The 12,922-nt window shown below is 45.7% G+C and carries 10 protein-coding genes; 7 read left to right on the top strand and 3 right to left on the bottom strand.

The genetic code is table 11. The features are described from left to right. Positions 1 to 12: 12 nt before the first annotated feature. The 3 genes from KNQ15_RS01950 (at position 13) to KNQ15_RS01940 (ending at position 5,602) form a co-directional block, all read left to right on the top strand. The gene (locus KNQ15_RS01950; RefSeq protein ID WP_214727466.1) at positions 13 to 1,245 is read left to right on the top strand and encodes a bifunctional folylpolyglutamate synthase/dihydrofolate synthase; all 1,233 of its coding nucleotides are present in this window, start codon (positions 13 to 15) and stop codon (positions 1,243 to 1,245) included. An 82-nt stretch (positions 1,246 to 1,327) separates the two neighbouring features. Then, positions 1,328 to 4,897 (top strand): DUF5057 domain-containing protein, encoded by a 3,570-nt coding sequence (locus KNQ15_RS01945; RefSeq protein WP_214727464.1) that lies wholly within the window; start codon positions 1,328 to 1,330, stop codon positions 4,895 to 4,897. Between the two features lie 18 nt (positions 4,898 to 4,915). After that, entirely contained in the window at positions 4,916 to 5,602 is a 687-nt protein-coding gene (locus tag KNQ15_RS01940; protein WP_214727462.1) for an ankyrin repeat domain-containing protein, read from the top strand. Between the two features lie 46 nt (positions 5,603 to 5,648). Here KNQ15_RS01940 and KNQ15_RS01935 read toward each other — a convergent pair whose 3' ends face one another. The 3 genes from KNQ15_RS01935 to KNQ15_RS01925 are packed head-to-tail and all read right to left on the bottom strand — an operon-like array spanning position 5,649 to position 8,349. Next, a complete protein-coding gene (locus tag KNQ15_RS01935; RefSeq protein WP_029342272.1) occupies positions 5,649 to 7,220 on the bottom strand; it encodes a type IV pilus modification PilV family protein in 1,572 nt (523 codons plus the stop codon). An 18-nt stretch (positions 7,221 to 7,238) separates the two neighbouring features. Further along, positions 7,239 to 7,859: a prepilin-type N-terminal cleavage/methylation domain-containing protein gene (locus KNQ15_RS01930; RefSeq protein WP_029342271.1), complete on the bottom strand. Its 621-nt coding sequence runs from the start codon at positions 7,857 to 7,859 to the stop codon at positions 7,239 to 7,241. After that, positions 7,822 to 8,349, bottom strand: a complete 528-nt coding sequence (locus tag KNQ15_RS01925) for a prepilin-type N-terminal cleavage/methylation domain-containing protein (protein ID WP_214727454.1) — start codon at positions 8,347 to 8,349, stop codon at positions 7,822 to 7,824. The genes KNQ15_RS01930 and KNQ15_RS01925 overlap by 38 nt, the downstream gene beginning before the upstream one ends. A 189-nt stretch (positions 8,350 to 8,538) precedes the next feature. Here KNQ15_RS01925 and KNQ15_RS01920 point away from each other — a divergent pair, with 189 nt between their 5' ends. The 4 genes from KNQ15_RS01920 to KNQ15_RS01905 are packed head-to-tail and all read left to right on the top strand — an operon-like array spanning position 8,539 to position 12,919. Next, positions 8,539 to 9,873 carry a G5 domain-containing protein gene (locus tag KNQ15_RS01920; RefSeq protein WP_251137562.1) on the top strand — a complete coding sequence of 445 codons (1,335 nt, stop codon included), beginning with the start codon at positions 8,539 to 8,541 and terminating at the stop codon, positions 9,871 to 9,873. Between the two features lie 15 nt (positions 9,874 to 9,888). Then, positions 9,889 to 10,203: a hypothetical protein gene (locus KNQ15_RS01915; RefSeq protein WP_029342268.1), complete on the top strand. Its 315-nt coding sequence runs from the start codon at positions 9,889 to 9,891 to the stop codon at positions 10,201 to 10,203. An 8-nt stretch (positions 10,204 to 10,211) separates the two neighbouring features. Next, a complete protein-coding gene (locus KNQ15_RS01910; protein WP_047393614.1) occupies positions 10,212 to 11,876 on the top strand; it encodes a GspE/PulE family protein in 1,665 nt (554 codons plus the stop codon). Then, positions 11,873 to 12,919 carry a type IV pilus twitching motility protein PilT gene (locus tag KNQ15_RS01905; protein ID WP_029342266.1) on the top strand — a complete coding sequence of 349 codons (1,047 nt, stop codon included), beginning with the start codon at positions 11,873 to 11,875 and terminating at the stop codon, positions 12,917 to 12,919. Before KNQ15_RS01910 ends, KNQ15_RS01905 begins: the two co-directional genes overlap by 4 nt. Positions 12,920 to 12,922: the final 3 nt, after the last annotated feature.

The raw sequence follows: 12,922 nt of genomic DNA, 5'->3' as shown, positions 1-12,922 counted from the left end.
GGAGCGAACAGCATGAGGACGCGAGAAGATGTATTGGAATGGTTATCGAGCTTACTAGCATTCGGCGTCAAACCGGGTCTTGAACGGATGCAGGCGATGTTACTAGAATTACAGATTGACCCGGACGTGATTCCAACGATTCATGTCGCCGGTACGAACGGGAAAGGATCGACGGTTGCATTCTTACGTGAGATGGGGATTGCGGAAGGATTACAAATCGGGACGTTTACGTCGCCATATATCATTCAGTTCGAAGAACGGATCATGTTGAACGGAGTACCAATCGCAGAAGACGATCTCGTCGCATCTGCGATCGCTGTTCAAGCGGCCATCGGGCGCATCGATCCGGCACTCGGTACGGTCACTGAGTTCGAAGCATTAACAGGACTTGCCTTCTATTATTTTGATCAGATTCGTCCCGATTTCGTCATCTATGAAGTCGGTCTCGGTGGGTTGTATGATTCGACAAACGTCTTCAAGAAGCCGGTCGCGGCAATCATCACGTCGATCGGGCACGATCACCAAGCGATCCTCGGAGATACGCTCCAAGAGATCGCCTTACAGAAGTTCGGCATCATCAAACAAGGGACGCCGGTCATCGCCGGGAAACTGCAGGAAGAGTTGACGGTGCCGTTAATGGCGTATTGCGGGGATCGAAATGCAACGTTGAAATGGAGTCAGGAAGCGATCATCCGTTACCGCTTAAAAGAGACGGGGACCTGGGCGACATATGATGGGATTCCGGAGACACGCTTAGGGCTCGAAGGTCATCATCAAGTCCATAATGCGGCGAATGCCGTCATCTGTGCGCGGCGACTCGGCTGGTCGAAAGCGGCAATCCGAAAAGGATTACGGGAAGCAAAACATCCGGGACGGTTTGAGATCATCTCGCGCAAACCACGAATCATTCTCGATGGTGCCCATAACCCGGAAGGCATCACGGCACTGGTTGAACGGTTAAAAGAGGAATCAAAACCCGTGACGTTACTTTGTTCAATTTTGCGTGACAAAGACCGTACGGCGATGCTAACGCAGTTACGTAGCATTACGCCAGATATTTACGAGACGATATTTGATTTTCCACGAGCTCGGACGATAGAGGAGTTAAAGCAAGATGGCGCCAATGTAACGACGGTCGAAGCGTTCTTCGATCAATTAGAGATGGACCGGACATACGTCGTGACGGGGTCACTCTATTTCATTAGTGAAGTGCGTCATTATTACGCTTCCATTTTTACAAAATAGGGGAAATTCGTATTCTCTCGTTATAATGAAATGGGGAAGTATAGTCCCATATCTCAATGACACGATGAGGAGACGATAAGTGATGAAGCAGTGGGTCCGTCTAGCCTTAGCCATCTTACTGATTTTTTCAAGCTTTACGTATATACATGAGCCGCATTCCAAAGCAGCAACCGGTGAAAAGTTTAAGATTTTAGAAATCCGCGATGACTGGTCGGCGACGAACCGGATTGATCCGAATACTGTTCTTACATCGCTATCGATGTTAAAAGAGTTAGATACCAGTCAATACGATGTCAAGATGATGACGGTCAAAGAGCTAAATGCTTCCCGTTTTCCGTTAGATGGAGCATTTGATGCGATCGTTTTTGATTCATCCGTTTTCACTGGTTTAGACCGTTATTCTGTAAAAGTTTCTGATACTTCGAAACAGCATAATACAAGTAGAATAGAAAATGACATTACGAAATTAAAAGCAAATGAAATTAATAACGCCTATATCAAAAAAGGATTGCCTGTATTTTTACATGACGATGTGTTCACCCATCCGACCAGTAACTTTACAGCAGTTTTTAAAGATGTGAAGCCGTATACGAACATTTCGACCGTCATCACCCAATTAAAAGAGCGAAAGACTGTTCGTCCGCGTCTTCAAGGCGTATCCGTTCAACAAAAAGGGACGACACTGGCAAACGTCGACAAAGGAATTACGGCTGCTCCGAATGTCCCGATTGATTTTACGTACACGATGAGTGTTGAAAAAACGAATCAGCGTGTTCAACTGTACATTGATTTTGACAGCAATGATCAGTTTGAAGAGTCCGAAAAAGTAGATGAGAAACCGGCTTTGAAAACGGGGACGTTAAGTTATACATTTGACGCACCAAGTTACACAGGTCCACGGAACTGGATGATTCGCGTTACGACCGGTGACGGCTTGATGGACTATAAAACCGGCAGTTTCTTAATGAAAGATCAGGTGGCGGAAGCAAAAATTCTACAGGTGACGCGTTCCGGAACGACCGGTTCAATCAACGGTTTTATGAACTCAGGCACTTTATTGAAACAGGATGGATTTTATGACTTCAACGTAGAAGTCATCACGGCAGACACGTTTAACAAAACGTATGCCAGTAAAAATATAAACACATCCTATGATATGTTAATTTTCGGATTTCAGGATTCCTACGGTGCAGCTTCTTTAAGTGATGCGGCGTCTGATGCGATTCTTAATTTTACAAATACAGGTCAAGGATTGATGTTGTCCCATGATACGATCTTCCGTCCGAATCAGACATTGGTACCAGAATTGTTTTGGGAAAAGAAGTTTGCCGATTTAGCCGGTCAGAAGAATTTTACGAACATGGGCTATGCTGCACCACGGACGTCGGGGCAGGCGGTTAAACAAAATGACGGAGTCATGACCGCCTATCCCTTTACGCTGGGAAGCAGTGTCTTGATTGCCACAACGCACAATCAATACTTTGGACTGGATTTAGAACAACCGGATTTAATACCGTGGTACAACATCCGCGAAAATAATTTGGCTGCTTCGAATCAGGCGGCAGGGCGAACGGTTGGCGATGCCCGGAATCACTACTATATGTATACAAAAGGAAATATCACTTATTCCGGAGCCGGTCATACATCGACCTTCAGTCAACAGCAGGAAAAAGAATTGTTTTCGAATACGATGTACCGTGCTTTTATCGGTGCCAACCATAAGCCGTTAATCAAAAACATCCTGCCGGAAAATCAGGCAAGTTATCTTAATAATGAGCCGTTGACGATTTCATACAAAGTCAATGACTATGATTTACGGGATCGGATCCTGAAGACACGGATTTACATTGATAACGAAAAAGTATATGAGAACAATAAACTTCAAAATAACTCATTTGTCAGTGAGACATTCGAAAATAAACTGACGGGTAAAACATCAGTGACCATTCGTATCGAGGCAGAAGACGAGCGGGGAGCAAAAACGATTGAGACACGCACGGTGCAGGTGGTGAAGCCTTCTTCATCTTCACCGTACAATTTACAACGGACAATTGATCCGTCGACGATTCCTCAAGGTGAAACCGCGACGATTACGTATACGATCAAACCGGAGCCGATTTCGCGAACGTATGCAATCGGCGATAACGTAACAGCAAACGAAGCGTATATCGTCAAAATGGAAGATCTCAAATTCAAAGAGCTGTTTGCAGATCGTCTGGAGATTGTTTCGACAAGCGGTCTAGAAGGGGCATCAATCGCCAATCAGACGGTAAGCGGATCGTTTCCAAACATTGAGTACCGAGAAGATACAAGTACAGGAAAATGGGTCTCCAATCAACCGGACATTACATTCAAAGTAACGGTCCGAGCGAAAGAAGATGCCGGAGCCTATTCCCTTGAAAAGAAAGATAATACGTTGACTTCAACTAAAAATGTCTACCGTGCGAATTCGACGGGTGACCGGTTCACAAGTATTGCAAATGATGCCCAATCGTTCCAAGTGCTCGGGTATGCTTTATCAAAGTCGTATGCAACCAATGCTAAAATTCCGGCTGTTCGAATCGATCTCAATACACCGTCGTATAAAGTACTTCCTGATATCAGTCCGGTCGGCAGTCAGTACGGAACATTGAGATGGTCAGTTGCAGATTCAGCTATCGCGACCATCAATGCAGAAGGCATCATTGTTCCGAAAAAAATCGGAACAACGGAAATCAAACTAATTGTACCGGTCGCGAACGGAAAAGAACTGGTGGCAACCTCGCAACTGACCGTTAATGATGTATTCGGTGGACTGGTGGTCCAAGATGTTCCAAGCGTACTATACGTTGGGGAGACAAAAGCGATGACCGGCGACGCTCTGATGCTGTCGGGAACGGATGCACCCATCAAATGGATCATCACCAATCCGACTTTTATTGAAGCAAAAGGCAAAGAGACGGACACCTTGTCTCTAACGGGTCTGAAACCTGGAACGGTGACGGTCCAGGCTGTCGTACCGGCGATTGCCGGAACAACGACCTATCTTGCACAATCACAGATCTATCCGATTGAAGTTAGATTACCAGAACTCACCGCTAATCCAAGTAATCTGGAAATGTGGGTCGGTACGACACAAACTGTTAAGGCAGGATTCTCACCGGATATTCGTTTACCGTTTGTTCTGTCAAAAGTCAGTGATGCGATTGAACTGACCGCGACCGAAACGGGTTATACGATCACAGGTAAATCCGGCACACCAAACGGACCGGTCGAAGCGCTACTTACATTGACAGATTTCCCAGATACAGTAGCGAAGACGCTCGTACGGGTACGTGAGAATCCACTTAATCTGACAGCCGATGATATCGCGATGACGATGAAAGATGATAAGAAATCACCGATTCTGCGCTGGTTTCCAGTGACGACGACGGAACGCTTCTATCGGTTGGATGTGCTTCAGGGTAAGGAATACGTCAAAATTGATCCAACAGGACAAGCGCTACAACCACTTCGTCCAGGTGTGGCACGTATCAAGGTAACGGCATTAAAAGAAAACAAAGATGTGCTCGAAGTCATGAAAGACAATCAAAAAACACCACTAACGACGACATTCAAGGTGACGATCGGTTCTGAATCAGGTACGTCAGACTTGGATGGAGATGTTTATTAAGAAGTGGGGACGCTATATATGAAACGCAGACGAATCATTGTCGTACTCTTGATTTTAATCATTATTGGAATCGGGGGAGCGGTGTACGTTATAAAAGCGAATCAACAAGCAGCACTCGAGCAAGGATTACGTTCAGAAAAACCAGGACGACTTGCGAACGCATTAAAAGACGCTTCTTTATCAACAAAGGAGAAAAATCGTTACATTCGTCAATTCCAGGAAACACTCGCTTTTGACAAAGCAAAACTCCTTCTTGATGAGCAGACCGTAAAAAATAAAGCGAACTGGTTTTATGCGGCGCAATTTGCGCCGCGGAGTACAGTCTCAGCATGGTTGGCGAAAGGTGCAAAAATTAGTCGACTGAATGCACAAGGTCAGTCAGTTCTTCATGTTGCGACGAGTGTAAATCGATCGATTGATGCGTATGCTCTTTTGATAAAAGAAGCGTCTAAAAAAGAGCTCAATCGGATGGATGACTTTGGGCATACACCACTCTTTTATGCGACACTGGATCAAAATGAGGCAGCGATTGAACTGTTGTTAGAAGCAGGAGCTGATTCGAATCGTGGGAAAGAGAAACCGGTCTATGAAACGGTCAAACAAAATCGAAAAGATTTGTACGCCATGTTAGAACAGAACGGAGCAACGGTAGAAAGCAAAAAGGTGAAAAAGCTCGCTAAGGAATACCGAGCAACAAAATTCTAGAAAAAAGAGTCATTCGCCTGAGACGAATGACTCTTTTTTATGTGTGTTACGGTTGAACGCGCTTTGGTGTTTCGACATACAATTGAACTGCTCGATTGAGTGGAAGTAATGCGGTTGGATTTTTTAATACCGTCGCATCATACGCCATGCGTAGACGGGATGCTTCAAAGTCAGATGATTTGTTAGCGACCATCAGTTTTTCGAGTTCTCTTACGTTTGCAGGAAACGCATTTTCTGGTAAATCCAATTTTCCACGATAGGCGTTGACTTCTAGATTACCCTTCGTAAAAATGCCACCGCGTACATTCATCGTCGAACCTACAGAGTAAATCGTATTTTTTTGATTGTCATCACTATATAGAAAGGCATTTAAATCAGGTGTAGTCGTTTGAGGCGTCGAAAATTTATTGACGCGGTTAATAACGAGATTTCCTTTACTGAGTAAAATCAATGTATTTTGTTTAGCTGTTGAAGTCAGCCCTTGAATGTTTGCGTCATCCAGGCGACTCGTCCCGGTCGCATAAATCGTCGTTGCAAACCCAACATTTCCTCGAATCAGTAAGTTGCCAAGAACGATGAGAGGACGCTTGATTTCAAGCGGTTGGGTCAAAGGGTTCAAAGAAGAAATCGTTAAATTCCCGTTAATGATTAAAGGTTCGAGTGTTTCCTGAACAAGATCATCTGTCAACGTCACGGTATTACCTGTGTTTAATGCTGGACTAATCATTTGTCGCTTCGTATCAAGTTCTGTTAAAAAAGGTCCTGTTAGTATAGACTGCGGAATCGAGGAATTTTTTAATGTAGACGCGACTTGTGTAAGAGGCGTATTCACCGGTAGTTTCAGAAAATCGTTCAACGCATAATCGAAATCGAACGGAACGAGTGTTTCTTTCGTTGATACTAATTCTGTCTCACCTTTAGGATCAAAAATCGTTTTATCACACACAAGGTAATCTCCGCACTTCAGTAATGGCTGATTCTTCTCTTGAAAAACGCGTACCTGACCTGCGATATAAGGAAGTGCTTTTGTATTAGTGAAGATTCCATCCTCGTCGTTGTATTTAAATATCGGGGTCGCAGTTGCTTGCAGAGCGTTGCGGGAAAAAATATTACCTTCGATCAAGGGAGCGCCATTTAAGATGACTTGATCATCTGAACCTAACGTATAGTACAAAAAACTAGGAATCGCAGACAAATAAACACGTTGTCGATACGTTTTTTTGATTGCCGGCTGATCGCCTTTTTGTTTTGAAACTGTCGCTGTTAAATCAAGCGCTTTGACACGAACGTTCGATGCGGCTTCATTTAGCTTGACGGTCACGTTCGGAACGATTGTTTTTAAAGGTAAGACGATAGAACTGTCGAGATTCTCAAACAATGCTTGAGAAGAAGTCGTTGGTGAAGTCCCGGTCGTCTTTGAAACAATGTTTTGGAGGGAGGCGACTGCTAAATCAAGATCATTTTGTGTCGTCGTCTCGACATCGATATCCGTCTCGCGGATTTCGGTTAGGCGAGTTGACTGTAAACTGATGCCAATCGTCGCAACAGCGAGAACGGACAGGACGGTTAAAGTCACAAGAACGAAAAGTAATGTATAGCCTTGTTCGGATTTACGCATACCGTGTTCCTTTCTGAGTTAAAATCCAATCGTACTCGTGAAGGTCTGGACTTCTTCTTGATCTGTCGATTGAATCGTAGTTGTAATCGTTAAAATCCCGTGAATGACATAGCGCCCCGGATATGTTCCTGATGTAATGGTTTGATACTCGGGACTCGATAACTTAAAAGTTTGAAGTAATTCCGTTTGGTCGTCGATCGACTGTGGTGTCGATTCGTACGTTAGTTCGGTGCTGTCTAAAGTTTGTTCTGCGAACGTATAACGAACTGGTGTCACTTCCTTCTCTGAAGAAGATGCTTCTTCTGTTGCGTTAAAAGGTTCAAATCCACTGGCGCGTTCAAGTAGACCGGTGTCGGCGTTTAAGACAGGAAGTGTTCTTTTATAAAACGATAGCTGTTTTGCTTCATCGATTCGGATTGCATCAAATCCACCGATTTCATTTAATATGATACCGACGCGGCTATCAGCTTCACTACGCAGTTCACTGATGATTCCTGTTGCCCGAAAGCTTTTCGTACCAGAGATGAATACCGTCAGGATGACAGCACTGAAAATCGAGGCGATGACGATGGCGACGAGTAGTTCGACGAGCGAGAAGCCGTCATTTTGTTGTCGGAAAACTTTGATTGAGCGTCGCATTCGTAATCGATCCTTTCAATGATGTAATCGGTTCAGTTGTTCCTTCTATGTAAACGAATACATGGAGGTCCAGAAGATTCGGATTAACGACTCCTTCGAGTTTCCGAGGAGTCACACTGTATTTGACTTCAAAGGCAATATTATTGATTTCAGGATTAGTAAAGATTGATGAGCAAATAGCCGATAGTTCACAAGAAGGAGACGTAGGCTCTGGAATGACATAATTTCCATTCAGATAAGTAGCTTTGTCTGCCTGTGTAGATAGAGAACTGAAGGCGAAGGGTTCATCACTTGTCGCTTCTAAAGCTTCTCGCTTGATATAAGAGGTTGCGTTTTTTGCCAAATAATTCGCAAACGTCAACTCTGTACTGTCGCGTGAGGCAGCTAGTGACTGAGAAAAAATGCTGATCAGAGAGACCGATATGATAGATAAGATCGTAATACTGACTAATACTTCGATTAGCGAAAAACCGCCTTGCTCGCGTTGCATGGATTCACCTCTACTTCATGATAGATGAGGATGAAAGATCCTAAATGATTTTCTAGAAAATCAAAAACAGCACCTATTCACAGATCATGAAAGGATTTGTCAGGATAGGACTTATGTTTCATCATAATATTCATTATAATGGAAATACTAGGCACCTGAAATGATTAAATTCATACAGAAAGGAAACAGATGATGATTAATCCGAAGCGTTTTGTTATACATACACTTTTACTCCTTGTACTAATAGCTCTGATTTACGTACCATCGTTTGCCTTGATTTCCTTTACCGGTAAAGCAACGGCACCTACGACGTTTTCTGAGACGGCACGGATTGGATCGGTTCCAGTCAGTGGCATGGATCGAAAGGAAGCACAATCGAAAGTTGAGAAAGCGATTACGGAGTGGACGAAGAAAACGCCGCTGACGACTGGAACGGGAGAAGAGACGACACCGATTCCAACTGAAGTCGTGACGATCAACGCCGCTGATTCTGTCAAAAAAGCTTCTTTGAAAAAAGGCGGAGACTTGATGGTGACGGTAGATGAAGCGTCGCTTGAGAATTTTCTAGCGACGCAGCCAATCAGTTACTCGGATGAGCAACTCGTTACCTTTAAGACATGGTTAATCGATACGAGCAAAACGTTACAGGAAGGAAACTTTGATCCTGCTCAATCGGATGCTGCAGTCGATCCAACAGGTGAGGTCGTTTCAACGGTTTCGTTCTCGACGCGTTCTGCTGCTGAAGAACAGATGATCACAGCAATGATGAATGTGGAAATCAAGCCGGGACAATTGATGAATGTCAAGACGTACGGTATGGATGCAGTCGCGGGATCGTATGTCGGTAGCAAGTTATACGAACTGTTCGCAAAGACGCCATTTGAAATCGTCGAACGGATGCCGCATGCGGCATTACCAGACGGCGTCACACTAGGATATGACGTCAAAATTGATGAGAAAACAGATTTTGCTGTTCGTAATACACAAGCATCAATCTATCGTGTCATTGCGACCCAAAACGGAAGCGATGTCACGCTTGAATTGCGAGGCACACCGTTCAAGGAAACGGTCACGACCGTTCTTGAAGGCGAAAAAACGATTCCATTCCGGACGATCACACGTTATTCTGCAACGCTTACGGCAGGAACGACGAGCGATACACAAGCGGGAGAAGAAGGGAAATCGATTGAAGTCTATCGCGTGACGAAGACGGCTCAAGGTGAGAAGAAGCAGTTATTGTCTCTTGATTTCTACAGCGCCATCCCGGCAATCGTCACCAAGAGTAGTCAAGAAGAACAAGCACCTGTCGTCGTCCCTGAACCGGAAGACAACACGAACTCCAATGATTCAACGGATACAAATAATGACCAAACGACGGATGAACCGCAGACAGATGGCGTCGAGACGCCAGATACACCAACGTCTCCGACAAGTCCGACGTCACCCGACACACCTGATAGTAACGAAACGGGTGATCCTGCTTCACCCGTAGAAGGTGAAACAACAGGGGAACCTGTCGGATAAGAAGGAGGAAAAAAGATGAACTGGACGACGATAGCAATTGAACTCGGTATCATTATCGGTCTAGCGACGATCATCTGTGGTCTGATGTTTGCGGTGACGATTCCTTACGTGACGACCGTGACGACGAAAGCGATTTTATCCGTTGCGGCAATTTTGATCGTAACGTTGATCTACTTCAGCATCCAGCTCGACTGGATTACGAACCCACTCGTCCTCGTCGGAATTGTCGTCCTATGTCTGTTGACGGCAGCAGTGACGAGTGTAATGGATGAAAAACATCAAAAACCGGATGTGTTAGAGGAAGAAGAAACATGGCACGCGGAAGGATGACACGTTAAATGGCAATGAAACGAAAACGTTTAGGGGAAATGTTGATCGAAGAAAGCCTCGTGACGGAGCAACAAGTCGAAGAGGCGTTGACGGTTAAACGATCGACCGAAAAACTCGGGGATGCACTCCTTCGACTTGGTCACTTGACGGAACAACAATTACTAGAGGCGCTACATCACCAATTGAAGATTCCGATCATCCAGCTGTACAACTATCCAGTTGACGTCGCTGTCACGAAACTGATTTCAAAAGACCTCGCACAGCGACATACGCTCGTCCCGGTCTACCGGGAAGGAAATCGTCTATTCATCGCCATGGCGGATCCGATGGATTTGATCGCGATCGATGATTTGCGGATGCAGACCGGTCTATCAATCGATGTCGGAATCGCGACGCGTGACGAAATCAGACGAACGATTCTGAAATACTACGACATTGATTCGTCGTTACGGGAGCTACTCGAATCCGATGACATGATGGAGTCGGATCAATCCCGTGATGTCGTGACACGCGAAGATGCACCCATCATCCGGCTCGTCAATCAAATTTTAGAGAACGCGATTGCCCAGCGTGCATCAGATATTCATATGGATCCACAGGAAACGTCGATGACGATCCGAATCCGGATTGATGGAGAATTACGAACGGAGAACAACTATCCGAAACAGATCCAAAGCATTCTGACGACCCGGATCAAGGTCATGAGTGAACTAGATATCACCGAGTCACGCTTGCCACAGGATGGACGGATTAAATATGTCTTTAACGGATTACCATATGATTTCCGTGTCTCGACCTTGCCGACCGTTTACGGTGAAAAGGTCGTTATCCGGATTCTTGACAGCTCGAACTCGAACATCTCGATTTCAAAAATCGGTTTTAGTTCGCGGAATGAAGCACAGTTCCGGGAGATGTTGAAGCGTCCGAACGGGATTATCTTGATTACTGGTCCGACCGGTTCCGGGAAATCGTCGACGTTGTATGCCGCCTTAAATGAGTTGAATGACGAGTCGCGCAACATCATCACTGTCGAAGATCCGGTCGAGTACCAGGTCGATGGGATCAACCAGGTTCAAGTCAATGCGAAGATTGGTTTGACGTTTGCGAGTGGTCTTCGCTCGATCCTTCGTCAGGATCCGAACGTCGTCATGGTCGGGGAGATTCGAGATATTGAGACGGCTGAGATTTCGATTCGTGCCTCGCTGACAGGACACTTAGTTCTCTCGACTTTGCACACGAACTCTGCCGTTAGTTCGATTACGCGATTGATCGACATGGGAGTGGAACCGTTCCTCGTAGCTGCTTCTGTCAGTGGATTGATTGCACAACGACTCGTTCGCCGTGTTTGTCGTGATTGTGGCGAAGTCCATCCGATTTCAAAACGAGAGCAAGAGTTATTTGATCAAGAGAGAATTGAAGCGACAACGGTCATGCGTGGACGTGGTTGCTCGTCTTGTAATATGACGGGGTACCGCGGACGGGTTGCGATTCAAGAGGTCATCATGGTCGACGAAGTGTTACGTCGGATGATCATGAACCAATCGACGGAAAGTGATATCACAGCGTATGTCAAGGAACAAGGTCAACGGTTCCTGCTTGCAGATGGTCTAACCAAAGTCGCAGATGGGATTACGACGACAGAAGAGATTTTACGGACGGTGATTTCAGAATGAACAGTACGATCGAACGGGCACAAATCGAAGATATTTTACGTTCGTCGAAAGAGCGAGGCGCATCCGATGTTCACTTGACGGCGGGATCACCGCCCGTCTTTCGGATCAACGGAACGTTGACACCGTTTGGAACAGAAAAGATGAAACCGATCATCATTGATGGATTTGTTCAGTCGTTGATCACGGAAGAAATGTATCAACAGCTGAAGCAGGACCGGGATATCGATTTTTCGTTCGGTGTGACCGGTGTCGCCCGGTACCGGGTCAACTGTTTTTACCAACGGGGCGCTTTGTCGATGGCGTTTCGAACGATTCCGACCGAGGTGCCAACGCTTGAGCAATTAGCGTTGCCGCCTGTCTTAAAGCGATTCTTAACGAAACCACACGGCTTGATTCTCGTGACGGGTCCGACGGGTTCCGGAAAATCGACGACGCTTGCAGCGATGATCAATGAAATTAATCAGACGATGTATAAACGGATCATTACGCTGGAGGATCCGATTGAGTACTTACATAGTCATCATAAAAGTCTTATTGATCAGCGGGAAATCGGGATTGATGCGCCACGTTTTGCGACTGGATTACGGTCAGCGCTCCGTCAAGATCCGGATGTCATTTTGCTTGGAGAGATGCGAGACCTTGAAACGATCGCGACCGCCGTGACAGCAGCAGAAACTGGTCACCTCGTCTTTGCAACGGTCCATACGTCGACGGCTGCCTCGACAGTCAGCCGGATCATCGATGTTTTCCCGTCAGAGCAACAAGATCAGATTCGGGCTCAACTCGCAAACGTTCTTGCGGGTGTCGTCTCGCAACGCCTGATGCCGCGTTCGGATGGAACTGGACGCGTCGCAGCCCTTGAAATCATGGTCGATACACCAGCTGTCTCGAACTTGATTCGGACCGGTAAGGAATATCAGATTCAATCCGTCCTGCAGACGGGTAAACAATACGGCATGCAGACGATGCAGATGGCATTGCAGGATCTCGTCAGTCGGGGATTGATTCCGGCTTCTGCTGCATCACCGTACATATCGGGGTGAACA

This window comes from Exiguobacterium sp. s168 (assembly GCF_018619035.1).
GTDB lineage: Bacteria > Bacillota > Bacilli > Exiguobacteriales > Exiguobacteriaceae > Exiguobacterium_A > Exiguobacterium_A acetylicum.
The sequence above is the reverse complement of the archived record's forward strand: the minus strand, read 5'-3'. Positions and strand labels throughout refer to the sequence as shown.

Excerpts from the sequence above, each read along its gene's own strand:
- KNQ15_RS01950 (WP_214727466.1), top strand. The coding sequence starts at position 13 with ATGAGGACGCGAGAAGATGTATTGGAATGGTTATCGAGCTTACTAGCA.
- KNQ15_RS01945 (WP_214727464.1), top strand. The coding sequence starts at position 1,328 with ATGAAGCAGTGGGTCCGTCTAGCCTTAGCCATCTTACTGATTTTTTCA.
- KNQ15_RS01940 (WP_214727462.1), top strand. The coding sequence starts at position 4,916 with ATGAAACGCAGACGAATCATTGTCGTACTCTTGATTTTAATCATTATT.
- KNQ15_RS01935 (WP_029342272.1), bottom strand. The coding sequence starts at position 7,220 with ATGCGTAAATCCGAACAAGGCTATACATTACTTTTCGTTCTTGTGACT.
- KNQ15_RS01930 (WP_029342271.1), bottom strand. The coding sequence starts at position 7,859 with ATGCGACGCTCAATCAAAGTTTTCCGACAACAAAATGACGGCTTCTCG.
- KNQ15_RS01925 (WP_214727454.1), bottom strand. The coding sequence starts at position 8,349 with ATGCAACGCGAGCAAGGCGGTTTTTCGCTAATCGAAGTATTAGTCAGT.
- KNQ15_RS01920 (WP_251137562.1), top strand. The coding sequence starts at position 8,539 with ATGATGATTAATCCGAAGCGTTTTGTTATACATACACTTTTACTCCTT.
- KNQ15_RS01915 (WP_029342268.1), top strand. The coding sequence starts at position 9,889 with ATGAACTGGACGACGATAGCAATTGAACTCGGTATCATTATCGGTCTA.
- KNQ15_RS01910 (WP_047393614.1), top strand. The coding sequence starts at position 10,212 with ATGGCAATGAAACGAAAACGTTTAGGGGAAATGTTGATCGAAGAAAGC.
- KNQ15_RS01905 (WP_029342266.1), top strand. The coding sequence starts at position 11,873 with ATGAACAGTACGATCGAACGGGCACAAATCGAAGATATTTTACGTTCG.